Source organism: Mesorhizobium sp. B3-1-6 (genome assembly GCF_006439555.1).
In the GTDB taxonomy this organism is placed as follows: Bacteria; Pseudomonadota; Alphaproteobacteria; order Rhizobiales; family Rhizobiaceae; genus Mesorhizobium.
In genome coordinates this window covers 38257-60157 of record NZ_VFTM01000039.1, presented here as the reverse complement: position 1 = coordinate 60157, position 21901 = coordinate 38257, and the positions used below count along the sequence as shown (strand labels likewise).

Sequence of the window (21901 nt, the reverse complement as noted above, 5' to 3'; positions counted from 1 at the left end):
CCTACTGCCTACTGCCTACTGCCTACTGCCTACTGCCTACTGCCTGACTCACGTACCCGACCACGCCATCTTCCGTCAGTTCCGCCAATGCCAGCGACTGATCGAGATGCGCGGCGCGCCAGGCGAGCATCCTTTCGGCGAACTCAAGCCGTACGGGCAGATAGGCCGTGTCGCCTGCCACGTTGTTCAACTCGCCCGGGTCTTTCGAGAGGTCGAAGAGAAGCGCCGGCAGACCGCCGCCGAAATGGACATATTTGAACTCGACCGTGCGGATGACCGCAAGGTTGCAGGCGCTCGATGCGATACCGAAATGGCGCTCCGCTTCGTCTTTGGCGACTGTACGGAAGTCAAACTCCCAATGCGCCGCGTCGCGCCAGGTCTCCGGCTTCTTGCCCTCGATCCAGGGCACGAGCGAACGGCCGTCGAGATGGCGCTGCGGCGCGGCGCCGATCAGGTCGAGCAAGGTCGGGAAGATATCGACCGCCTCCGTGAAACGGTCGACGGATGAACCGGCCCCGGCTCTCCGGCGCGGATCGCGGATGATCAGCGGAATATGGTAGCTGACGTCGAAGAAGCCGCCCTTGCCGAGCATGAAATGGTCGCCCATCATCTCGGCATGGTCGGAGGTCAGCACGATGACGGTGTCGTCCCAGGCGTCCGCCGATTTGATCGCCCGCCAGATGCGGCCGAGCTGCGCGTCGACCTCGGCGATCATGCCGTAATAGATCGCGCGGACTAAGCGGAAATTTTCCTCGCTCCAGTCCGGCACCTTGCCTTCGATGCCGGGAACGAATTTTGTCCGCTTCTGCCGGTCGAGATCGTAAGCGACATAGGGATGGCTTTCCGCCTCGGCCTGCCAGCTTGCAGCGCGCCGGAAGGCGGGACCATCGCCTGGATCGTACATCGTGTTGTAGGGTTCCGGCACGATGAAGGGCGGGTGCGGGCTGATGAAGGAGACATGCGCGAACCACGGCACGCTCTTCTCCTGCTCGCCGAGCCAGCGGATGAATTCGCCGGCCAGGAAAGCGGTCGGCGTCTGGTCTTGCGAATAGACGGGCGGCGCGTTGGTCACGTCGCGTTCCGCTTGCCCGTTGGCCGGACGGTGGATGCCGGGGCTACCCGCGCCGGTATCGATGCCCTGCGCCTGCAGCCATGACAGCCACTGCTTCTGATGCTCGGGCAGGGCTTGGCGCACGGTGAATCCCGGCAGCACGCCTTCATAGCTGCGCAGCCGTGGATCCTCCGGGGAGAGTTGTCGGGGATCGAGCGAGACATCGGTATAGCCGAACAGGGTCGGATCGTAGCCCGCCGCGCGCGCCGAAAGCGCGATATTGCCATGGCGCGCGTCGAGCGGCGTGCCGTTGCGGCAGACACGATTGTTCATCTGGTAGAGCCCGGTATAGAGGCAGGCGCGGGCCGGCGAGCAAGGAGCTGCGCCTCCGTAGTGCCGGCGGAAGAGCACGCCTTGCGCGGCGAGCGCATCCGCATTCGGCGTCTTCACCACCGGGTGGCCGGCGGCCGACAGGCAATCGCCGCGCCACTGGTCGCAGGTGATGAGGAGAACATTCGGGCGGCTCGTCGGATTGTCCAAGATCGTCTCCTTGTGGACGCGCCCCAGATGGAACGGAAATCACCGGCGTTGCAAGCCGAAGCCGGTGATGGATTGGTGAACATATTTTGAACAGTCGTTCACTTTTATGACACAGTCCATTCTGTGTTTGCCCGCTTTGCCGCCGGCCCGCCGATCCTCATATTGGCGTGGACAGCGGCGAGGGCCGCACAAGGACAAGGGAAGGAGCACGATCATGCTCAATCAGATCAAGGGCCTGCATCACGTCACCTCGATGGCGAGCGACGCGCGCCGCAACAACGAGTTCTTCACCAAGAAGCTCGGCCTGCGCCGGGTGAAAAAGACCGTCAATTTCGACGCACCGGATGTCTACCATCTCTATTACGCCGACGAGGTCGGCACGCCGGGCTCGGTGATGACCTATTTCCCGTTCCCCGATATCGGCCAGGGCCGGCATGGCGTCGGCGAAGTCGGCACCACGGTATTCTCGGTGCCGGAAGGCACGCTCGCCTATTGGGAAAAGCGCTTCGCCGACGAGGGCGTGGGCAACGTCGCCCGCACGGAAAGTTTCGGCGAGAAGCGGCTCACCTTCACCGGTCCGGACGGCGACAGTTTCGCGCTTGTCGAGGACAAGGCCGACAAGAGGGCGCCCTGGGTCAAGGGCGGCGTTCCCGGCGACGAGGCGATCCGCGGCTTTCACTCGGTCTCGCTCCGGCTGAAGGATGGCGGCGCCACCGAGGAGCTTTTGAAGTTCATGGGTTATGAGGAGGTCGACAAGTCCGGCAACGTCCGCCGGCTGGCGATCAAGAATGGCAATGGCGCCGACGTCGTCGACATCGAATCGCTGCCGGGCGCCGGCTTTGCCAACCTCGGCGCCGGCTCGGTGCATCACGTCGCCTTCGCGGTCGAGGATCGCGCCAAACAGCTCGACGTGCGCAAGGCGCTGATCGACACGGGCTATGGCGTCACGCCGGTCATCGATCGCGACTATTTCTGGGCGATCTATTTCCGCACGCCGGGCGGTGTGTTGTTCGAGGTGGCGACCAACGAACCGGGATTCGACCGCGACGAGGACACCGCGCATCTCGGCGAGGCGCTGAAGCTGCCGACGCAGCATCAGCATCTGCGGCCTTATCTCGAAGAGCATCTGCAGAAGCTGGAAGGCTGAGCCATGAGCAAGGACGCTTACATCCACAAGGTGCTGCCCGGTTCGCCGGGCGGCCCACTGCTCTTCGTCTTCCACGGCACCGGCGCGGATGAGAACCAGCTTCTTGGTTTCGGTCGCGAGCTTGTGCCTTCGGCGACGATCGTCTCGCCACGTGGCGACGTGTCGGAGCATGGTGCCGCCCGCTTCTTCCGCCGCACCGGCGAGGGCGTCTACGACATGGACGACCTGGCGCGCGCGACATCGAAGATGGCGGGCTTCGTCAAGGCGCATGTCGAGGCGGCAAAACCCTCGGCGGTGTTCGGCCTCGGCTACTCCAACGGCGCCAACGTCCTGGCTTCGGTGGTGTTCGCCGAGCCGAGCCTGTTCGACGCCACGGCGCTGATGCATCCGCTGATCCCGTTCGAACCTGAGGTGCGGGGCAGCCTTGCCGGTCGTCGCATCCTGATCACGGCCGGCAGGCGCGACCCGATCTGTCCGCCCAGCCTGACATCGCGGCTCGAGGCTTATTTGCGCGCCGACGGCGCCGATGTCACAGTGGAATGGCACGACGGCGGGCATGAGGTTCGGCCGAATGAAATCGAAGCGGCGCGGCGGCTGTTCGCGCTCGCGCCCGCTGAAGGAGGCAAGAACAATGGCTGACCAACTGCCCGAGATCGAACTGGAGGACCGCGGCTCCAAGGGACGCTACGTGCTGCGCGGACCCGGCGGCGCCGAGGCCGAGATGACCTTCACCAAGATCGGTGAGCACCAGCTCATCATCGACCACACCGAGGTGCCGGATGTCTTTCGCGGCCAGGGCGCCGGACTTCGGCTCGTCACCCGCGCGGTCGAGGACGCACGCGCGGCCGGCAAGAAGATCATCCCGCTCTGCCCCTTCGCCAACGCCCAGTTCCGCCGCCATCCGGAATGGGCGGATGTGCTGAAGCAATGAGCTTTCCCTTCTGGGAGAAGGTGGATCGGCGCGCAGCGCCGAGACGAATGAGGGATGCTCCAGCGGGGTGAGACGTCGGCATTCCCTGGAACCCCCCCTTCATCCGTCGCCTTCGGCGACCTTCTCCCATAGGGGGCCCACAAGGGGAGAAGGAGAAGCCCTTGGCATTTGCACGGCCCGATCATCTTGCCTAAGTTGACGGTTCGCCCGGACGAAACCTGTCGTCCCGCCTGTCCCCGATTTGAATGGCTTCCCTGATGACCGATACCGACCTGATCCCCGTTTTCGACGGACATAACGACACGCTGCTTCGGCTCTACCAGTCGAAGGAAGCCGACGTCGAAAAGCTGTTCATCGAGGGGACGCCGGGCGGCCATATCGACCTGCCGCGCGCCAGGAAGGGCGGCTTTGCCGGCGGCATGTTCGCCATCTTTCCGCCGCCGGTCGAGAAGTCGAAGCGCAGCGCCGTGCCGCCGGCGCCGAGCGACAATGAACCGCTGCCGCCGGAGCTGCCGCAGGCCGAGGCGATCACCTCGACTATCGGCATGGCCTCGATCCTGTTTCGGCTGGAGCGTGCCGGCGCGTTGACCGTCTGCCGCAGCGCCGGCAATGTGCGTGACGCGATGGCGAAGGGCTCGATCGCGGCGGTGTTCCACATCGAAGGCGTCGAGGCGATCGATCCCGGGCTTGCCATGCTCGACGTGCTTCACGCCGCAGGCCTGCGCTCGCTGGGCATCGTCTGGAGCCGCCCCAACGCCTTCGGCAATGGCGTGCCGTTCCGCTTTCCGTCGTCGCCCGACACCGGACCTGGCCTCACCGACGCCGGCAAGGCGCTGGTCAAGGCCTGCAATCAGCTCAGGATCATGATCGACCTCTCGCATCTCAACGAGAAGGGTTTTCGCGATGTCGCGGCGCTGAGCGACGCGCCGCTGGTCGCGACCCATTCCAACGTGCATGCGATCTGCGGTCATTCGCGCAACCTGACCGACTGGCAGCTTGGCGCGATCCGCGAATCGGGCGGCATGGTGGGCCTCAACTTCGCCACCGGCTTCCTGCGCGAGGACGGCCGCATGAACGCCGACACCAGTATTGATGTCATGGTGCGCCACATCGAGTCGCTTTTACAGGCGCTGGGCGAGGACGGCGTCGGCCTGGGCTCGGATTTCGACGGCGCCATGATCCCAGCCCCCATCGGCGACGTCGCCGGCCTGCCGAAGCTCATCGACGCGCTTGCCGCGCGCGGTTTCGGGCGCGCGCTGATCGAGAAGATCGCCTACCGCAACTGGTTGAGCGTGTTGGAAAGGACGATCGGATAGGCCACCCCGTATGAAGGCACAATCCGGGACGCTGGGGATTGGAGCCAGAACGCTCCCCACTTCGTCATTCCAGGGTCTGCGCCGCGTCGCTTCGCTCCTTGCTCCGCCCTAGAACGACGAGGTGGAGGGGGCTGCCTAAGCACCCATGCGCTTCAGCCAGTCCTTGCCGACCCCGCGGTCGCGGATGATCGGCAAGGGATTTTCCGCGTCGAGCCGGGCGCAGATGCGGTAGACCTCCAGCGTCTCGGCGTTCATCTCGCCGCGCTTGAAGAAGAACATGGCCGCCGCGTAGCGGGTGCGGCCGGACCACATCTCGCCGAGCGGCGTGTTGACCAGCTGCCATTGCTCGGTGGCCTCCGCTTCCAGGTCCTCCGCTTCGCTTGCCATGGTCAAAAGTCCGCGGGCGGGTTGGCTGTGCGGCGGTCGAGCTTGATGAAGGGCCGCTGCACCACCTTCGCCTTCTTCATCAGCTTCTGGTACTGCAGCTCGCGCATGGCGTAAATCTCGACCCAGAGGTCGTCGACGATGGTATCGCCATAAGGCCGCCGCAGCGAGGCAAGCGCGATGTTGCGCTTGGCCATGGGCGACCACATCGCCGCGCTGACCAATCCGACCTCCTGGCCTTTCTTGTAGTAGACGATGGCATGCTCGGCCGGAATGTTGCCTTCGATCTCCAGCCCGACCAGCACGTGGCGAAGTCTCTTCTTGGCGCGGGCTTCGAGGATGGCGCGGCGACCGTTGAAGTGGCCCTTGTCCGGATCGATCATGAAGCCGAGGCCGATCTCGTCCGGCATGCGCAGGCGGTCCGTGCGGATGGCATGCTCGGCAGCTGTGAAGTCGCTGTTGGCGACGATCAGCCCGGCTTCGAGGCGAGCGCGGTTCAGCGCGGTATAGCCGATGGCGCGGATGCCGCGCAGTTCGCCCGCCGCCATCAGCCGGTCCCACAGGCTCAGCGCCTTGTCCGCCGGCACGAACAATTCATAGCCGAGATCGCCGGTGAAGCCGGTGCGCGAGATGGTGACTTTGCCAGTTCCTTGGGGAGCGCCATCATGCGCGAATTCGGCGAGGTCGAAGACCTTCAGCCGCTCGACCCCGGCAAAGCCCGCGTCGCGCAGGACGGCGAAGGCGGTCGGGCCCTGCAGCGCCAAGCCGGCAACCGCCTCGGTCTCTTCCTCGACACTGACCTCGTAGCCGATCGCGCTGTCCAGCAGCCAGGGCAAGTGCCGCTCCTGCGAGCACAGCCGGAAGCGTGTCGGCGAGAGCCGGAACAAGGTGCCGTCGTCGAGCACGAAACCGCCGTCGTCGCACCAGGCGGTGTAGTGGACGCGGCCCGGTTTCAGTTTGGTCACGTCGCGCAAGGTGACGCGGTCGAGATAGGCTTCGGCGTCCGGACCTTCGATCCGGTATTTCGTCATCGGCGAGATGTCGAAGAGCGCCGCCTGGCTGCGGATGGCGAAATATTCGAGCTCCTCATCCCACAGCGAATGCGGGGCGCGGTAGCCGGCCCAGCTGTACCAATCCTGCTTCAGCCCCAGCGCGTCGATGCGTGGCTGGAACGGCGTGCCGAGCCGCAGCGTGCGGAAATGGGATTGCGCGGCTGCACGGGCTTCGAGGGCGGGATCAATCACCGTCTCGACGGGCTTCTTCCTGGTTGCTTGCGCCATGCTCATGCCCTCATCGCGATGATGCGGCGCGCGGCGTTGAGGCCTGGCGCACCGGAGATGCCGCCGCCCGGATGCGAACCGGCGCCGGCAAGGAACAGCCCTTCGAGCGGCGTGTCGTAGCCCGACCAGCCGGAGACGGGCCGCGACATCAGCATCTGGTCGGCTTGCAACTCGCCATGGTGCCAGTGGCCGCCCGGCATGCGGTAGCGCGCCTCGATGTCGGCGGGGGTCAGCAACTCGGCATGGCGCACCGTCGCGCCGATGCCGGGCGCATAGGTTTCGAGCTGCGCCATGATCGCCTTGAGGAATTGCGGCTTGCCGGCGGTCCAGCCCTCTTTCAGCGCGTAGGGCGCGTATTGCACCACCGCCGAGAGCACGCAGGCGCCGGACGGCGCGAGCGATGGATCGGCTAAGCTGGGCAGCGTGATCTCCATCACCGGCTCGGGCGAGAATTCGCCATATTTCGACGGGTTGAAGGCGCGCTCGACATGGTCGGGCGAAGGCGCGATGACGAGGCGGCCCTTGTGGCCGGCGATGTCGACGCCAGTGAATTGCGGCGGCCGGTCGAGCGCCAGATGCAGCTTGGCGGCGTCGCCCTTCATGCGGATGTTCTTCACCTTGCGCACGAAGCCGGTGTCGACCTCGCGAGGGCCGACGAGATCGAGGATCGTCGTTGCGGGATTGATGGCGGAAACGACGGTCTTGGCGCGCAAGGTTTCGCCGCTCTGCGTGACGACACCGACGGCGCGGCCCTTCTCGACGATGACCTTGGCGACCGGCGAAGCCGGGCGGATCGTAACGCCAGCCTTTTCCGCCGCCGCGCGGATGGCGGCGACGATGGCGCCCATGCCGCCTTTCGGCTGCATCTGCGCCCCGGCAAGGCCGCCGATCTCGCCGGCCAGCCGGTAGTAGAGGCCAAGCAGTGAGGTCGGCGAGCGCGGGCCGAGATGCGAGCCGAGCGTCGCGTCGAAGGCGAGCAGGCCCTTCAGCCGATCGTCCGACAGCTGTTCGTCGAGCAGGTCGTAGACGTTCATCAAAAGCACGCGCAGGAAGTCGCGCATGTCTTCCTTGCCGAGCCGCTTCAGCGCCAACGCGGTCTGGCCGAGCCCGGTCATTTCCGCCAGCGACAGGCCGGCAAGCTCCGGCGGCCGGCGCGACAGGAACGGCTTCAGCACGCCGGCGTAGCGCAGCAATTGCGCGCGCAGGTCTTTCCAGGCGGACTGCTCCGAAGGGCTGGCGCCGGTCAGCACCTCGCCATAGGCGCCATGCAGCACCAGCGGACCGTCTCTCGACAGCGCCACCGATGGCACGAAATCGCCGCGCTCGACTTTCAGCCCGTGCCGCTCCAGATCCAGCGTCTTCACCACATCGGGATGCAGGCGATTGAGCAGATGGGCGACGGCGGAAACGCGGAAGCCCGGCGCGAATTCCTCGGTGCGCGCGGCGCCGCCGACATCGTTGCCGGCTTCGAGGACCAGCACCTTGCGTCCCGACTTCGCCAGCGTGGCGGCGGCGACAAGGCCGTTATGGCCGCCGCCGATGACGATGGCGTCCCAGTTCAAATCAGATGACGTCATGGGCCGGGCTCATATGCAGGGTTGGCTTGGCGAGATCGCGCAGGATCTCGGCGGCGGCGTTGCGTCCGGGCGCTCCCATGACGCCGCCGCCGGGATGAGTGGAGGAGCCGCACATATAGAGCCCGCCGACCGGCGAGCGGTATTGCGCGTAGCCCGGCACCGGGCGATTGAACAGCAACTGGTCGAAGGTGAGTTCGCCCTGAAAAATGTTGCCTTCGGTGAGGCCGACCTCGGCCTCGATCTCGCGCGGCGTGCGCACTTCCATGTGGACGATGCGGTCGCGGAAGCCGGGCGAATATTCGGCGATCTGCGCAATCACGCTCTCGGCGAAACCGTCGCGGTCGGCGTCCGTCCAGTCGCGGCCGTCTATCTTGGGTGGCGCGTATTGCACGAAGCAACTCATGAAGTGCTTGCCGGGCGGCGCCATGGTCGGGTCGAGCGTGGTTGGGATCATCATGTCGAGGAAGGGATCGGCCGACCAGCGCCCGGCCTTCCAGTCGTCGTAGGCGCGTTCCATGCGCTCGATGGAATCGGTGAAATGCATGTCGGCGCGGTAGACCGGCGAGTCCTTCGGCAGAGCCGGGAATTCGGGCAGCGAATCCAGCGCGATGTTGACCTTGCCGGAGGAGCCGCGGATCTTGAAGTTGCGGACACGGCGAAGGAAGACGTCCGGCAGTTCCTTCTCCTCGACCAGCTTCAGGAAGGTGCGCTTGACGTCGGCATTGGAGATGACGAGCTTACCAAAAATCTCCTCGCCGCCGGCGAGCACGATGCCCTTGGCCTTGCCGTTTCTGATCAGCACGTGGTCGACCTCGGCGCCGGTGCGGATGGTGCCGCCGCTGGCCTTGAAGGAGGCGGCCAGCGCCTTGGTGACGGCGCCCATGCCGCCGCGCGCATAGCCCCAGGCGCCGACCGAGCCGTCGACCTCGCCCATATAGTGGTGGAGCAGAACATAGGCGGTGCCGGGCGACATGGGCCCGAGCGCCGTGCCGATGATGCCGGAAAGCGCGAAGTTCCCCTTGATGACGTCGGTCTCGAAATACTCGTCGAGGAAGTCCGAGATCGACATGGTCCAGAAGCGCAGGGTCAGCGCCATTTCCTCGGCCGAAAGCCCGGCGAATTTTTTCCCCAGATAGAGCAGCTCGCCGAGATCGCGCGGCCTGAAGCTGGTCGGGTCGGGCGCGGTGCGCATCAAGAGCGGCTGGATGAAGCGGCACTGCCTTGTGACGTCGCGCGAATAGCGGTCATAGGCCTCGGCATCGCGCTTCGAGAAACGGGCGAACTCGCGGCGATGCGCGTCGTGGTCGCGGTAATTGGCGAGATAGTCGCCGTCGCGTGTGAACACCGCGCCGCCTTCATAGGAGATTACCTGCAGGCCGAAGCGCGGCAACTCGAGATCGCGCATGATCTCGGGCCTGAATAGCGAGCAGACATAGGAGCAGTTCGAATAGAGGAAGCCCGGCGTCAGCTCGCGGCTGGTGGCCGCGCCCCCGACCCAGTCGTTCTTCTCGACCACCAGCACATCCAGGCCGGCGCGCTGCAAATAGCAGGCATTGACCAGCCCGTTGTGGCCGCCGCCGATGACGATCGCGTCCCATGCCTTCATGCGCGCCGAGCCTCCATCCGGTTTCCCTATCTTCTTGTTTTTGCGCAATTCCGGACGGAAAACCGCTTCACACTTTTCCTGGAATTGCTCGGTGCGTTTTGTTCCCCGATTGCCCGAATTTGGCACGGATCACAGTTTTTTGTCTAGCCATATTGAATGAATGTTCAACAAATGGTGTTGCGTTTTCCCGTTGATGCGCTAGGCTTTCCCTGCGTTCTGGACTGATCCACATCGGCATTTTGGGTTGAAGATCCAATGATCGAAACGGCTGACGCCGAGCCGGAATATGACGACACCGCCATTCGCTTCCTCGAGGCGCTATGGGGCGAGGGCTACCTGTCGCCCGGCGGTCCGGAAGAGGTCGACCGCGTGGTCGAAGGCTTGTCGCTCCAGGGCAAGACGATCCTCGATGTCGGTTGCGGCGCCGGCGGCATCACGCTGCATCTGGTAGCGCGGCACGGCGCGGCTCGGGCCACCGGCTTCGACGTCGAAAAGCCGGTGATCGAGACGGCAAGGCGAGGGGCGGCCCGGCAAGGTCTCGAAGACCGTGTCGGCTTCGTGCAAGCGCCGCCGGGGCCGCTGCCTTTCGCGGACGCTTCCTTCGACGTCGTCTTCTCCAAGGACGCGCTGCTGCATGTGCCGGACAAGGACGCGCTGTTCGCCGAAATTTTTCGCGTGCTGAAGCCCGGCGGGGTGTTTGCGGCGTCGAACTGGATGATCGGGCATGACGGCGAGCCGTCGCCTCAGATGAAGGCTTATGTCGCGGCCGAGGGGCTCTCCTTCGCCATGGCCTCGCCGGCACGCTATGCCGAAGCGATGCGGCGCGCCGGCTTTACCGACATCGCCGTCCGCGACCGCAATCCATGGTACCGCGAGGTCGCGCGGGAGGAACTGGCGGGCCTCAAGGGACCGCTCTACGCGCAGGCCGCCGCGGTGGTTGGCGCGGCCTATGTCGACAAGAACATCAAGACCTGGGAGGCGATGCAGAAGGTGCTTGACAGTGGCGAGCACCGCCCCACTCATCTGCGCGGTTGGAAGCCGGTCGGATAGCCGGCAATGCTGGAGACCGTCACACCCATGAAGACTGCAGAGGCGAGCGACGCTCTCCCCGAAACGACGCGCAAGGGCGATGCCGAAAAGCGCGGCCGCAAGGCCTCGAAAGAGGTCAGGCAGCTGCAGCTGATCGAGGCGACGATCGATTCGCTGGCCAAGCGCGGCTATGCCGAAACGACGATGGCCGACGTTGCCGACGGCGCGGGCCTGTCGCGCGGCATCGTCAACTTCCATTTCGAGAGCAAGGAAAAGCTGCTGATCGCCACGCTGCAGCACATGTATGACGAGTATTCGGCGCATTGGCGCACGGCCTTGCAGAAGGCGGGCGACGATCCGGCCAGGCAACTGCAGCAGCTGGTATGGGCCGATTTCGATCGCTCGATCTGCAACAAGCGCAAGCTCGCCGCCTGGCTCGCCTTCTGGGGCGAGGCCAAGTCGCGGCCGACCTACCAGGCGCTGAGCAGTTCGCGTGACAATTACTACCAGCAGGTCTTCATCGATCTCTGCACGACGCTCAAACAGAGCGGCGGCTATGCCTATGACCCTCAGGTCATCGCCCTGGCGCTCAGCGCCATGCTCGAAGGCCTGTGGCTGCGGCTGATGATGGGGACGGAGGACACGACGCGCGAGACGGCCTTGCAGTCGGCGAATGCATTTTTGGCCGCCGCTTTCCCGAAACATTACGGTTAGCAACAGCCGGCCGCCAAGACCGGCAAGACCAAAAGAGGATGGAACAGCATGAAGAAACTCAGCCGACGCCTGACATTGACATTGGCGCTTGGCGGCGCGCTCGCGGCCTCCGCGGCAGCGTTCGCCGTCGCCGCCGACAAGGACCTGATCGTGTTCGACTGGTCCGGCTACGAGGATCCGAGCTTCCACGGCAAATATGTCGAGAAGGACGGCGACTCGCCGACCTTCGCCTTCTTCGGCGACGAGGACGAGGCGTTCGAAAAGATCCGCTCCGGCTTCAAGTCCGATCTCGGCCATCCATGCTCGCAGAGCGTGGTGAAGTGGCGCGAGGCGGGCCTGCTGCAGCCGCTCGACACTTCCAGGATCGCCGGCTGGAAGGATCTCAACCCCGGCATCATGGCGATGAAGGACCTTGCCACGACCTCCGACGGCAAGGCCTGGTTCATGCCGTGGGATTGGGGCGACACCCAGCTCACCTACAATTCCGACAAGATCGCCGAAAAGGACGTGCAGTCGCTGAAGGCCTTCGCCGATCCGAAATACAAGGGCAAGGTTTCGATCGGCGACAATGTCGACGACGCCTACGCGCTGGCCAGCCTCGCCATCGGGCTCAAGGACTGGACCAAGATGACGGACGACCAGTTCAAGCAGGCGTCCGACTTCCTGCGCCAGGTGCACAAGAATGTCCGCTCCTACTGGACCGACACCACCGACATCGTGCAACTGCTCTCCGGCGGCGAGGTCGATCTCGCCTGGGCGTGGAACGACGCGGCGGTGCAGTCGCAGGCCGCCGGCGTGCCGATCAAGTCCAAGAAGGACACCGACGAAGGCATCTCGACCTGGGTGTGCGGCTATGTGCTGTTCAAGGACGCGCCCGGCAACATCGACAAGGCCTATGACTATCTCAACGCCGTCAACGATCCGGAAGTCGCCAAGGTGCTGGTCAAGGATTGGGGCTACGGCCAGGCCAATGCCAAGGGCATGGCCGGCGTCGACCCGGCGATCCTGAAGGAAAAGGGCTATGACGACGTGGGAAAATTCGTCGACAAGACGCTGTTCCAGTCGCCGGTGCCTTCCGCGCTCAAGCTCAAGATGATCGCCGAGTTCGAGAAGATCAAAGCCGGCTATTGAGCCGAACTTCAGCGGCCCGCTCACTACAAAGCAGAGCAAGGTGAGCGGGCTCGCCAAAGCCCGGGAATTCTCCTAACCTCCCCGATATGTCCGCGATGGGGGAGTTTCTCGCGCCATGAAAACCATGCTTCGCCGCTTTGCCTTGGCTGCCGTCGTCACCGTCGGCGCGGGTACCGCCTATGCGCTTGCCGAAGGCGGCGGCGACCTCGTCGTCTTCGACTGGTCCGGCTACGAGGACCCGCTGCTGCATCCGGCCTACGCCGCCAAACACGGCGCCGAGCCGACCTTCTCCTTCTTCGGCGACGAGGACGAGGCCTTCGAGAAGATGCGCGCCGGCTTCAAGGCCGATATCGCGCATCCTTGCTCGCAAAGCGTGGTGAAATGGCGCGAGGCCGGGTTGCTGCAACCGCTCGACACCTCGAAGATCGCCGGCTGGAAGGATCTCAATCCAGGCATCATGGCGATGAAGGATCTGGCCACCACCGCCGACGGCAAAGCCTGGTTCATGCCTTTCGACTGGGGCAATACCTCATTGCTTTATCGCACCGACAAGGTGACCGCCGGCGAGGCGCAGTCGCTGAAGATCTTCGCCGATCCGAAATTCAAGGGCCGCGTCACCATCGGCGACAATGTCGACGACGCCTATGCGCTGGCGAGCCTGGTCATCGGCCTGAAGGACTGGACCAGGATGACGGATGAGCAGTTCAAACAGGCCTCCGCCTTCCTGCGCGACGTGCACAAGAACATCCGCTTCTACTGGACCGACGATACCGACCTCAACCAGGCCTTCACGGGCAATGAAGTCGACCTGGTCTGGGGCTGGAACGAGACCTATGTGACGCTGAAAGGCCAGGGTCTGCCGATCGCCATGAACCGCGACACCAAGGAAGGCATCTCGACCTGGGTGTGCGGCTATGTGCTGCTCAAGGATGCGCCGGGCAAGCCCGACCAGGCCTATGATTTCCTGAGCGCCGTCAACGCGCCGGACGTTTCGGAGTATATGGTGAAGACCTTCGGCTATGGTCACGGCAACAGCGCGGGCATGGCGGTGATGGACCACAAGCTGCTCACCGACCGCGGCTTCGACAATCTCGACAAATTCCTCGACAAGACGCTGTTCCAGCAGCCGGTTGCGCCGGATTTGAAGCAGCGCATGGTCGCCGAGTTCGAGAAGATCAAGGCCGGCTATTGAGCAGCATCATCGAAAGAACCGACGTCGTCATCGTCGGCGCCGGCTTCACCGGCCTGTCCGCCGCGCTCGACTTTCAGCGCGCCGGCGTCGATTTCCTTGTGCTGGAGGCGCGCGACCGCGTCGGTGGCAGGGTGGAGGCTGTCCGCAATGGGCTCGGCGAACTGATCGACAGCGGCGGCCAGTTCCTGTGCCAGGACATGCCTGAGCTGATGGCGCTGGCCAAGGCGCGCGGCAAGACTTTCGTCGAGACCTATATCGAAGGCGAGTTCATCACCCATCCGTGGATGTCGGTCGAGGAGGCCGAGCGGACCTACCAGGTCGCGATGGCGATCCGCGAGCGCATGAACAGGATCGAGCCGGACGATCCGTCGATCGCAGGGCTGACGGTCGCGACATGGCTCGAGCGCCAGAAAGACACGACCGACGCCAAGGCAGCCTTCCGTTCGATGATCGAAGGCCTGTGGTGCCTGGCGCTGGACAAGGTGCCGCTGTGGTACCTGATCGACAATGATCGCCGCATCACCAACGAAGTATTCGAGCTGCAGTATTTCCTGCGCGAGACGATGCAGTCGCTGGCCGACGATCTGGCGGCAGATATTGGTGATCGGCTGCGGCTGAATGAGCCGGTTGCGCGCGTCGAGCATGGGCAGCAAGGCGTTCGGGTCGTTTCGGCCCGCGGTGTGATCGAAGCGCGCGCGGCGCTGGTCGCCCTGCCGCCTGCGACGGCCGCGAAGCTCGACTTCACGCCCGCCCTGCCGGCTGCGCTCGCAAGCGCGCTCGGCGTCTGGGAAAGCGGCGCGGTGATCAAGATCCTGGTGCGCTATGCCAGCCCATTCTGGCGTGAGCGGGACCTGTGCGGCATGGTCATGTGGCGCGACCAGCCGGGACTGTTTGCCTGCGACGCCAGCACGGATGCCGACCATGCCGCGCTTGTCGTCTTCGTCGGTGGGCCGTTGGCGCTGCGCTGGCACCCGCTCGGCGCGGCGGCATTGCAGGCGGAAGTCGCTGCAAGGCTTGTCGAGGCGCTCGGCCCGCGAGCCGCCGACGTCGTCGATTTCAGCGCGCGCGACTGGACGCATGACCGGTGGAGCGGCGGCGCCTATAGCGACCTCATCGTCGACGTGACCGCGCGGCATGCCGAACGAGCAATTCTCGCGGGCGCGCCGCCCGTCTATTTCGCCGCTTCGGAAGTGTCGCCGTCTTTCCCGGGCTATGTCGAAGGCGCGATCGTCGCCGGCCGCATCGCGGCCGGGAAGATTCAGTCGGCCATCGCCACCAGCGCCTCGGGGTCGTAGGCGAGGCGGATCGGTGCGCCGACCGGAATGTCGTCGGCGCCGAAATCGTTGGTCTCGGTCACCGAGAGCGGCTTCTCCAGTCCCGGTATCTCGACGATCAGATGCGTGATCTCGCCGAAATAGTGGCGCTCCACCACCTTGCCCGCGACCTCGAACTTTGCCGTCGCGGTGTCCCACAAGACACGCAGCCGCTCCGGCCGGATGCCAAGCGTGGCCGCGCCGCCATTGCGCACGAAAGCCCTCGGCTTGTCGGTCTTGACGCGGCCGAAGCCCAGCGTGTCGAGCACCATTGAAGTCCCGTTTTCCTCGACGATCTCGGCCTTGACGAAGTTCATGCCGCCGAGGAAGTCGGCCACTTGGCGATTGACCGGGCGCTGGTAGATCTCCTTCGGCGAGGCGACCTGGGCGATCTTGCCGCCGAACATGACGGCGATGCGGTCCGACATCGCCAGGGCCTCGTACTGGTCGTGCGTGACCAGCACGAAGGTGATGCCGACCGCCTGCTGCAGGCGGCGCAATTCGACCTGCATCTGCTCGCGCAGCTTCTTGTCCAGCGCCGAAAGCGGTTCGTCGAGCAGCAGCAATTTCGGCCGCATGACCAGCGCGCGGGCGAGTGCGACGCGCTGGCGCTGGCCGCCGGAAAGCTCGGTGGCGCGGCGTTTGCCGAGGCCGGTCAGCGACACCTGCGCCAGCGCTTCCTCGACGCGGCGCTTCTCCTCGCCGGCGTCGAGCCTCAGCCGTCTCAGCCCATAGGCGACATTCTGCTCGACATTGAGATGCGGGAAGATCGCGTAGCTCTGGAAGACCATGTTGGTCGGCCGGCGGTTGGCGGGGATGCCGTCCATCGGCTGGCCGTCGACGGCGATGGAGCCGCTGGTCGGCGTGTCGAAACCGGCGATCATGCGCAAGAGCGTGGTCTTGCCGCAGCCGGAAGGCCCGAGCAGCGAGAAGAATTCGCCCTCCCTGATCGTCAGCGAGGCATCGTCCAGCGCCTTGAAGGCGCCGTAGCTGCGCGTGACGTCGCGGATCTCGATCATGGTGCGATCCGATTGCGTGCGCTCGGACTGGACCCGCTCAAGCATAGAGGCCTCCCTCATTCTGGGTGCGTCTCGCCGCACGGCGGCGCAGGATTTCGGCAATCGTCATCAGCAGGAAGGACGCAAAGAGCAGCAAGGTGCCGAGCGCCAGCACGCCGGGAAGCTTGGCCGCGAAACGCAGTTGGCCCCAGATGTAGATCGGCAGCGTCGCCTCGGTGCCGGTGAGGAAAAAGGCGATGATGAACTCGTCGAGCGAGATGGTGAAACAGACGAGCAGGCTGGAGATGATCGCCGGCGCGACCATCGGCAGCGTCACGCGCCGGAAGGTGCCGAAGGCGCTCTCGCCGAGATCGGCGGAAGCCTCCTCCAGGCTGCGGTCGAAACCTTCGAAGCCGGAGGTCAGCACGGTCATCGAATAGGGAATGCAGACCAGCACATGGCCGAGCACGACGGTGAACAGCGACAGGCTCAAGCCGAGTTGCAGCATGACCAGCAGCATGGAGATGGCGACGATTACCTCCGGCAGCACCAGCGGCGCCATGATCAGCCCATTGATGGCGCGGCGGCCCGGGTAACGGTAGCGGGTGATCGAGCGGGCGGCGAGGATGCCCAGCACCGTCGACAGGATCGCGGCGGAGACGCCGACGAGCAGGCTGTTCCAGGTGGCGTCGATCAGCGCCGGCGTGCGCGGCAGGTCCTCGTACCAGTGCAGCGTGACGCCCGAGAGCGGGAATTTCGGCGTCGCTGCCGTATTGATTGAGAAGATCGGCAGGAAGATCACCGGCAGATAAAGGAAAAGCAGATAGAGGACGGCGTAACTCGAGAGCCAGCCGGGCAAGAAACGTCTTATCGCCGTCATCGTGCCAGCCTCCGCAGGGCGCGGAAGACCAGCACGGTGGCGCCGGCCATCAGCGAGACGATGATCATGGTGGTGACGGAGAGCGCGGCACCCAGCGGCCAGTTCGACGCCTTGCCGAACTGCGCCTGGATTGCGTTGGCGATCATCACGCCGTCCTTGCCGCCGACCAGCTTCGGGGTGACGTAGTCGCCAACGGTCGGGATCATGACGATCAGCGCCGCCGAGATGACGCCGGGCGCCGATAGCGGCAAGGTGACGCGCAGGAAGGAGCGCAACGGCCCGTCGCCGAGGTCGGTCGCCGCTTCGACCAGCGTGCGATCGACCTTCTCCAGCGAAACGAAGATCGGCAGGATGGCGAAGGTCGCCCAGGCATGGGTCAGCGTGATGATGACGGCGGTGGAATTGTAGAGCAGCGCGTCCGATGGCTCTTGGATGATGCCGAGGCCCATCAGGCCGGAGTTGAGCACGCCGTTATAGCCGAGGATCACTTTCCACGACATCACGCGCAGCAGGTAGCTGGTCCAGAACGGGATGGTTATGAGGAACAGCCACAGGCTCTTGTGGCGGCCGCCATGGAAGGAAATGAAATAGGCGATCGGGTAGGCAAGGGCCACGGTCAGCAGGCTGACCGTCAGCGAGATGTAGAGCGAGCGCCAGAGCAGGTCGCGGTAGATCGGCTCGGTCAGCGCGATCCGGTAATTCTCCAGCGTGAATGTGTGGTCGATGGTGAGATAGTTCTGCGTCCAGAAGGAATGCGCGATGACGACCAGGATCGGCAGGACGAGAAGAATAAGGGCATAAACGAAGGTCGGACTGATCAGGGCAAAGCCCTGGACGGCTTCCGATTGCAGAAAGGGGCTTCGTCTCGATCCCGCCATGCGCAGCGGGGGCGACCCTTCCGCAGCCGCTGTCATTGCAGCGCTCCGGGCGTGATTTCAGTAGCTGGCTCGGACTGTCCCGCCATGCGGCCTTCCCATTCGTGGCGCCGGTTGCCTGTTCCCGATTTATGCTCGGAGCGCGATCGCTCCCTGGCTTGCCGGCTTTCTTTCATCATGAGCGCATCCGCCGATTGAAATCAAGCGCTATTTCTGCGATATTGATTGAACGGATATTCAAAATGAAGTGATGAAAAGCCGAATTTCCCTGGTTTTCCACGCCGTTTGATATCCGAGGAAAATTCGACAACCCTGGCAATGCGAGGCGAAAATGGCGGCTCAAAGCAAGATCAAGGCAAGCGAACTCATCGAGCCCGGCGATGAGGACGCGGTCGAGCTTGCCAAGCGCCATCTCGTGCAGCCCTGGCCTTATGCCGGCTCGGTCGGCAACGAAGCTCGCGCGCTGATCGCCGAGGGCGACGGCATCTACATCACCGACGGCTCCGGCAAGCGCCTGATCGACGGCCCGGCCGGCATGTGGTGCATCAATGTCGGCCATCGCCGCGAGGAACTGGCCAAGGTCATGTACGACCAAGCGATGGCGCTCTCCTACAACACGCCCTGGTACACGATGAACGCGCCCTCGGCCGAGCTTGCCCGGCGCATCGCCGATGCGGCGCCTGGCGACCTCAGCCACACCTTCTTCACCACCGGCGGCTCTTCGGCGGTGGAGACGGCGCTGCGCTTCATGCAGTTCTACAACAATGTGCGCGGACGGCCGGAGAAGAAGCTCATCCTCAGCCGCGGCGGCGCCTATCACGGCTCGACCTATCTGTCGGCCTCGCTCAACGGCCGCCCGCGCGACCGCGACTGGATGGACGGCGCCGACGAGCTGGTGGTCAAGCTGTCCTCGCCCGATCCGTTCCGGCGCCCGAAAGGCATGAGCATTGCCGCCTTCACCGATTTCCTGGTCGACCAGTTCCGCGACACCGTCGCGCGTGTCGGCGCCGACCGGATCGGCGCCTTTGTCGGCGAACCGGTGCAGGCTTCCGGAGGCGTCATCGTGCCGCCGGACGGGTATCTGAAACGCATCCGCGAGATCTGCCGCGCGAACGATATCCTCTATGTCTCGGACGAGGTGGTGACCGGCTTCGGGCGGCTCGGCCATGTCTTTGCCTCCGGCGACGTGTTCGGCATCGACCCGGACATGATCACCTTCGCCAAGGGCGTCACATCGGGCTATTTCCCACTCGGCGGCGTCATCATCTCCGAGCGGCTGCTGGAAGAGCTGCGCCGGTCCAACCATCCGGATGCGCTGTTCGGCCATGGGCTGACCTACACCAGCCATCCGATCGGCTGCGCGGTGGCGCTGAAGAATCTCGACCTGCTGGAAGAGGGCGTGCTCGCCCACACGCGCGAGATCGCGCCCTATTTCCAGGCGCAGCTGAAGACGTTGGAAGAGCTGCCGCTGGTCGGCGAGGTGCGCGGCCTCGGCCTGATGGGTTGCGTCGAATGCGTCGCCGACCGCGAGAGCAAGGATCCGCTGCAGCTCGACAAGGATGTGGGAAAGCGCATCGACGCGCATTGCCACGAGCTCGGCCTCCTAGTGCGGCCGCTGATCAACATGTGCGTGATGTCGCCGCCGCTGATCATCAGCCGCGAGCAGGTCGACGACATGGTCGGCATCCTGCGCGAAGGCATTTCGCGGACCATGGATGATTTGCGGAAAGAGGGCGTGTGGCGGGGGTGACCGTCTCTTCCTGCTCCTGTTTCACGGGGAGAAGGAAGAGCCTCACCCCCTCGACCGCAGTGCGTCGTTCAGCCCCCACATGTCCTTTTCCTCGGGCGCGGTTTCCAGGCCGAGAACCGGGACCTGCTTGCGCAGATGGTCGTGGTGGGTGCGCACGCCATATTCGAGGTCGGAGAGATAGAAGCCCTCGAAGGCTTCCGACAGCATGGATTCGTTCGACCACACCGAAAGCTGGACGTCCTCGCTCATCGTGTCGCGGTCGATGCGGTAGGCGAGGTAACGCGCCGCGGCCTGCTCGCGCGTCTCGTCCTTGTAGCGGTAGATGGCGCCGCGCAGCAGCGTCTCGCCGGTCGACAACGGGAACTCCTGATAGAACTGGACGGATTCCGGCATGATCGACAACGCGTTGTTGGGGAAGATGCCGTAATAGATCCAGGCCTTGCGCAGATGCTCCGGCAGATGCGCGGCCTCGGGCGCGAGCTTGATGTACTCGCGAACGCTCCAGCGCCGTCCGGCATGCGGATTGTAGGTGGCGAAGGACCGCGACACGCCGTTGATGAAGGGTTCGTCGAAATAGGTTGCGCCATAGAGGTCTTGCAGCGCCGGATGCGCCATGGCGACATGATAGCCTTCATTGTCGACGTCGCGCACCGACTTCCAGTTGACCGGCGATTTCTGGGTCCATATGCCCCAGGACGGCACCATGTCGGCGATATTGTAATGTGCCATCTCGGCTTCGATCGGCTTCAGCAGTTCGGCCACCGAAGGCTGCGGACCGCCTTTGCGGAAGCGGATGAAGATGAAGCCCATCCAGATTTCGAGGTCGAGCGGCATCAGGCCGAACTCGGTCTTGTCGAGCTCGGGGAAGGAGCGCGGACGGGCGGCGCCCCGCAGTGTGCCGTCGAGATTGTAGACCCAGCCGTGGAACGGGCATACCAGGGCGTTCTTGCAGGTGCCCTGGCTGTCGGCGACGACGCGGCTGCCGCGGTGGCGGCACATATTGTTGAAGGCGCGCACGACGCCGTCCTTGCCGCGCACGATCAGCGCGCGCTCGCCGATGACGTCCATGGTCAGATAGTCACCAGCGTTGGGCACGTCGCAGACATGGCCGGCGATCTGCCAGTGATTGCGGAAGACATATTCCTTCTCGAGCTCGAGAAGGGCGTTGGAATGGTAACTCCACCCCGGCAAACCCCGCCGGTCCCAATCGTTGGGGATCGCCACGTCACGGAGGTGCGGGTTCATGGGGCATGCTCTTCTTTTTTGTTGAATACTCATTCAATATAAACATATTTTTCATTGAAATGCAATGGCTTGCGGAAATGTGGAAATTCCATGGCGGAAAGTCTGGCCTCGCCTGAGCCGGAAAAATACCGGAAAATCCGGGTGTTAATCGAGGAAGCGGAACGGCAATTCGGAAGGCGGATACCGTCTCGGAGAAAGCCTGTTTCGACGGGTCACGGGCGTGCGGCAGACAGCGGCGGCGCGCTCGATTCAGGTATTGCTGTGTGAGGCTGCTTACAGTCGGCGGCGCGCGACAAGCGCATATCTGCGCCGACCAGCTTCGATGGCCGTCGAGCGGTTGCCGCGGATTGGGAATGCCGGCGCGTCCGGCGCCTGTTTCAATCCTGTTACACAGGCAGCCATCGCCGATCATTCGGCTGTTACCCGGTGCGATTATGTTCGTTTCATAGCAAAAAGAAAGATAACGAAGGGAACAACGATGTTTGCGAAAGCTCGCGCCACGGACGCCAATCGCCGCCTTGATGTGCCGGAACGCAATGACCGCCGGCCGAAGCTTGCGCTGCGCCAGCGCGCCAGCGACCATCCGATGGCGATGTTCACGCTGATCGGCGCCTGCGCCCTTGTCGCCATGCTGGCGGCACCTGCCTCAGGTCCGGCTTTCGCCTCGATCAATCCGCCGGTCAATGTCATCGAGGGCGCCCAGACCACGCTCAAGACCGCCCGCCTGCCGGAACCTTCGATCGACTTTGCCTGCAAGGGCCAGAATTGGGGCGCCGAGAGCGTCGACTGCCTGCGCGCCATCGCCGAGCAGTCCGGCCAGCACAGGGAACGCGCGGTGCGCATGATCGCCAACGCCGCGCCGCTCACCAACACGCCGAACGTTTTTTAAGACCTCCCCTGAGCGCACCCTCCTGCGCTCCAGTCAGGCTCCCGCCGCGAAAG

General features: G+C 64.4%; 21 protein-coding genes. 11 read left to right on the top strand and 10 right to left on the bottom strand.

Features of this window, described 5'->3' with window-relative positions:
* Positions 1–22 precede the first annotated feature (22 nt).
* The gene (locus tag FJ414_RS27260) at positions 23–1591 is read right to left on the bottom strand and encodes an alkaline phosphatase family protein (RefSeq protein ID WP_140647463.1); all 1569 of its coding nucleotides are present in this window, start codon (positions 1589–1591) and stop codon (positions 23–25) included.
* Positions 1592–1805: 214 nt separating this feature from the next.
* Here FJ414_RS27260 and FJ414_RS27255 point away from each other — a divergent pair, with 214 nt between their 5' ends.
* From FJ414_RS27255 to FJ414_RS27240, 4 genes are all read left to right on the top strand, one after another.
* Positions 1806–2738, top strand: coding sequence for a VOC family protein (locus FJ414_RS27255; protein WP_140647462.1), 933 nt, complete (start codon positions 1806–1808; stop codon positions 2736–2738).
* Positions 2739–2741: 3 nt separating this feature from the next.
* Positions 2742–3377 (top strand): alpha/beta hydrolase, encoded by a 636-nt coding sequence (locus FJ414_RS27250; RefSeq protein ID WP_140647461.1) that lies wholly within the window; start codon positions 2742–2744, stop codon positions 3375–3377.
* On the top strand, positions 3370–3669 hold the full coding sequence (locus tag FJ414_RS27245; protein WP_027166574.1) for a GNAT family N-acetyltransferase: 300 nt from the start codon (positions 3370–3372) through the stop codon (positions 3667–3669). The genes FJ414_RS27250 and FJ414_RS27245 overlap by 8 nt, the downstream gene beginning before the upstream one ends.
* Before the next feature lie 257 nt (positions 3670–3926).
* Entirely contained in the window at positions 3927–4985 is a 1059-nt protein-coding gene (locus FJ414_RS27240) for a dipeptidase (protein WP_140647460.1), read from the top strand.
* 135 nt (positions 4986–5120) lie between these two features.
* Here FJ414_RS27240 and FJ414_RS27235 read toward each other — a convergent pair whose 3' ends face one another.
* The 4 genes from FJ414_RS27235 to FJ414_RS27220 are packed head-to-tail and all read right to left on the bottom strand — an operon-like array spanning position 5121 to position 9832.
* Positions 5121–5372 (bottom strand): hypothetical protein, encoded by a 252-nt coding sequence (locus FJ414_RS27235; RefSeq protein ID WP_140647459.1) that lies wholly within the window; start codon positions 5370–5372, stop codon positions 5121–5123.
* Between the two features lie 2 nt (positions 5373–5374).
* Entirely contained in the window at positions 5375–6649 is a 1275-nt protein-coding gene (locus FJ414_RS27230) for an aminomethyltransferase family protein (RefSeq protein ID WP_140647458.1), read from the bottom strand.
* Positions 6650–6651: 2 nt separating this feature from the next.
* Complete coding sequence (locus tag FJ414_RS27225; RefSeq protein ID WP_140647457.1) at positions 6652–8226, bottom strand: NAD(P)/FAD-dependent oxidoreductase; 1575 nt, start codon at positions 8224–8226, stop codon at positions 6652–6654.
* Positions 8213–9832 carry an NAD(P)/FAD-dependent oxidoreductase gene (locus tag FJ414_RS27220; RefSeq protein WP_140647456.1) on the bottom strand — a complete coding sequence of 540 codons (1620 nt, stop codon included), beginning with the start codon at positions 9830–9832 and terminating at the stop codon, positions 8213–8215. Before FJ414_RS27220 ends, FJ414_RS27225 begins: the two co-directional genes overlap by 14 nt.
* Positions 9833–10087: 255 nt before the next feature.
* On the opposite strand from FJ414_RS27220, the gene FJ414_RS27210 reads away from it, so the two are divergent.
* The 5 genes from FJ414_RS27210 (at position 10088) to FJ414_RS27190 (ending at position 15193) form a co-directional block, all read left to right on the top strand.
* Entirely contained in the window at positions 10088–10882 is a 795-nt protein-coding gene (locus FJ414_RS27210; RefSeq protein ID WP_140647454.1) for a class I SAM-dependent methyltransferase, read from the top strand.
* Between the two features lie 6 nt (positions 10883–10888).
* Positions 10889–11575, top strand: coding sequence for a transcriptional regulator BetI (betI, locus tag FJ414_RS27205; protein ID WP_140647453.1), 687 nt, complete (start codon positions 10889–10891; stop codon positions 11573–11575).
* A gap of 48 nt (positions 11576–11623) precedes the next feature.
* Positions 11624–12706, top strand: coding sequence for an ABC transporter substrate-binding protein (locus tag FJ414_RS27200; protein WP_140647452.1), 1083 nt, complete (start codon positions 11624–11626; stop codon positions 12704–12706).
* A gap of 115 nt (positions 12707–12821) precedes the next feature.
* Positions 12822–13898, top strand: coding sequence for an extracellular solute-binding protein (locus FJ414_RS27195; RefSeq protein ID WP_140647451.1), 1077 nt, complete (start codon positions 12822–12824; stop codon positions 13896–13898).
* A complete protein-coding gene (locus FJ414_RS27190; protein ID WP_140647450.1) occupies positions 13895–15193 on the top strand; it encodes a flavin monoamine oxidase family protein in 1299 nt (432 codons plus the stop codon). Before FJ414_RS27195 ends, FJ414_RS27190 begins: the two co-directional genes overlap by 4 nt.
* Here FJ414_RS27190 and FJ414_RS27185 read toward each other — a convergent pair.
* Genes FJ414_RS27185 through FJ414_RS27175 form a run of 3 tightly spaced genes read right to left on the bottom strand, consistent with a single transcriptional unit; the run spans position 15157 to position 18003 of the window.
* A complete protein-coding gene (locus tag FJ414_RS27185; RefSeq protein WP_140647470.1) occupies positions 15157–16230 on the bottom strand; it encodes an ABC transporter ATP-binding protein in 1074 nt (357 codons plus the stop codon). The two genes, FJ414_RS27190 and FJ414_RS27185, sit on opposite strands and share 37 nt — an antisense overlap.
* 37 nt (positions 16231–16267) lie before the next feature.
* Complete coding sequence (locus tag FJ414_RS27180; RefSeq protein WP_140647449.1) at positions 16268–17089, bottom strand: ABC transporter permease; 822 nt, start codon at positions 17087–17089, stop codon at positions 16268–16270.
* The gene (locus tag FJ414_RS27175) at positions 17086–18003 is read right to left on the bottom strand and encodes an ABC transporter permease (RefSeq protein ID WP_140647448.1); all 918 of its coding nucleotides are present in this window, start codon (positions 18001–18003) and stop codon (positions 17086–17088) included. Before FJ414_RS27175 ends, FJ414_RS27180 begins: the two co-directional genes overlap by 4 nt.
* 292 nt (positions 18004–18295) lie before the next feature.
* On the opposite strand from FJ414_RS27175, the gene FJ414_RS27170 reads away from it, so the two are divergent.
* A complete protein-coding gene (locus FJ414_RS27170; RefSeq protein WP_140647447.1) occupies positions 18296–19714 on the top strand; it encodes an aminotransferase in 1419 nt (472 codons plus the stop codon).
* A 42-nt stretch (positions 19715–19756) separates the two neighbouring features.
* Here FJ414_RS27170 and FJ414_RS27165 read toward each other — a convergent pair whose 3' ends face one another.
* Entirely contained in the window at positions 19757–20959 is a 1203-nt protein-coding gene (locus FJ414_RS27165) for an aromatic ring-hydroxylating dioxygenase subunit alpha (RefSeq protein ID WP_140647446.1), read from the bottom strand.
* Positions 20940–21371, bottom strand: coding sequence for a hypothetical protein (locus tag FJ414_RS27160; protein WP_140647445.1), 432 nt, complete (start codon positions 21369–21371; stop codon positions 20940–20942). The genes FJ414_RS27165 and FJ414_RS27160 overlap by 20 nt, the downstream gene beginning before the upstream one ends.
* Positions 21372–21437: 66 nt before the next feature.
* On the opposite strand from FJ414_RS27160, the gene FJ414_RS27155 reads away from it, so the two are divergent.
* Positions 21438–21848, top strand: coding sequence for a hypothetical protein (locus FJ414_RS27155; protein WP_140647444.1), 411 nt, complete (start codon positions 21438–21440; stop codon positions 21846–21848).
* The last annotated feature ends 53 nt before the right edge of the window (positions 21849–21901 follow it).

Bases quoted from the DNA above. Each gene is read 5' to 3' on its own strand.
- FJ414_RS27245 (WP_027166574.1), top strand. From the start codon at position 3,370: ATGGCTGACCAACTGCCCGAGATCGAACTGGAGGACCGCGGCTCCAAG.
- FJ414_RS27155 (WP_140647444.1), top strand. From the start codon at position 21,438: ATGTTTGCGAAAGCTCGCGCCACGGACGCCAATCGCCGCCTTGATGTG.
- FJ414_RS27175 (WP_140647448.1), bottom strand. From the start codon at position 18,003: ATGACAGCGGCTGCGGAAGGGTCGCCCCCGCTGCGCATGGCGGGATCG.
- FJ414_RS27165 (WP_140647446.1), bottom strand. From the start codon at position 20,959: ATGAACCCGCACCTCCGTGACGTGGCGATCCCCAACGATTGGGACCGG.
- FJ414_RS27250 (WP_140647461.1), top strand. From the start codon at position 2,742: ATGAGCAAGGACGCTTACATCCACAAGGTGCTGCCCGGTTCGCCGGGC.
- FJ414_RS27170 (WP_140647447.1), top strand. From the start codon at position 18,296: ATGGCGGCTCAAAGCAAGATCAAGGCAAGCGAACTCATCGAGCCCGGC.
- FJ414_RS27210 (WP_140647454.1), top strand. From the start codon at position 10,088: ATGATCGAAACGGCTGACGCCGAGCCGGAATATGACGACACCGCCATT.
- FJ414_RS27255 (WP_140647462.1), top strand. From the start codon at position 1,806: ATGCTCAATCAGATCAAGGGCCTGCATCACGTCACCTCGATGGCGAGC.
- FJ414_RS27200 (WP_140647452.1), top strand. From the start codon at position 11,624: ATGAAGAAACTCAGCCGACGCCTGACATTGACATTGGCGCTTGGCGGC.
- FJ414_RS27230 (WP_140647458.1), bottom strand. From the start codon at position 6,649: ATGGCGCAAGCAACCAGGAAGAAGCCCGTCGAGACGGTGATTGATCCC.
- FJ414_RS27240 (WP_140647460.1), top strand. From the start codon at position 3,927: ATGACCGATACCGACCTGATCCCCGTTTTCGACGGACATAACGACACG.
- FJ414_RS27235 (WP_140647459.1), bottom strand. From the start codon at position 5,372: ATGGCAAGCGAAGCGGAGGACCTGGAAGCGGAGGCCACCGAGCAATGG.
- FJ414_RS27180 (WP_140647449.1), bottom strand. From the start codon at position 17,089: ATGACGGCGATAAGACGTTTCTTGCCCGGCTGGCTCTCGAGTTACGCC.
- betI (WP_140647453.1), top strand. From the start codon at position 10,889: ATGCTGGAGACCGTCACACCCATGAAGACTGCAGAGGCGAGCGACGCT.
- FJ414_RS27185 (WP_140647470.1), bottom strand. From the start codon at position 16,230: ATGATCGAGATCCGCGACGTCACGCGCAGCTACGGCGCCTTCAAGGCG.
- FJ414_RS27160 (WP_140647445.1), bottom strand. From the start codon at position 21,371: ATGATCGGCGATGGCTGCCTGTGTAACAGGATTGAAACAGGCGCCGGA.
- FJ414_RS27195 (WP_140647451.1), top strand. From the start codon at position 12,822: ATGAAAACCATGCTTCGCCGCTTTGCCTTGGCTGCCGTCGTCACCGTC.
- FJ414_RS27225 (WP_140647457.1), bottom strand. From the start codon at position 8,226: ATGACGTCATCTGATTTGAACTGGGACGCCATCGTCATCGGCGGCGGC.
- FJ414_RS27220 (WP_140647456.1), bottom strand. From the start codon at position 9,832: ATGAAGGCATGGGACGCGATCGTCATCGGCGGCGGCCACAACGGGCTG.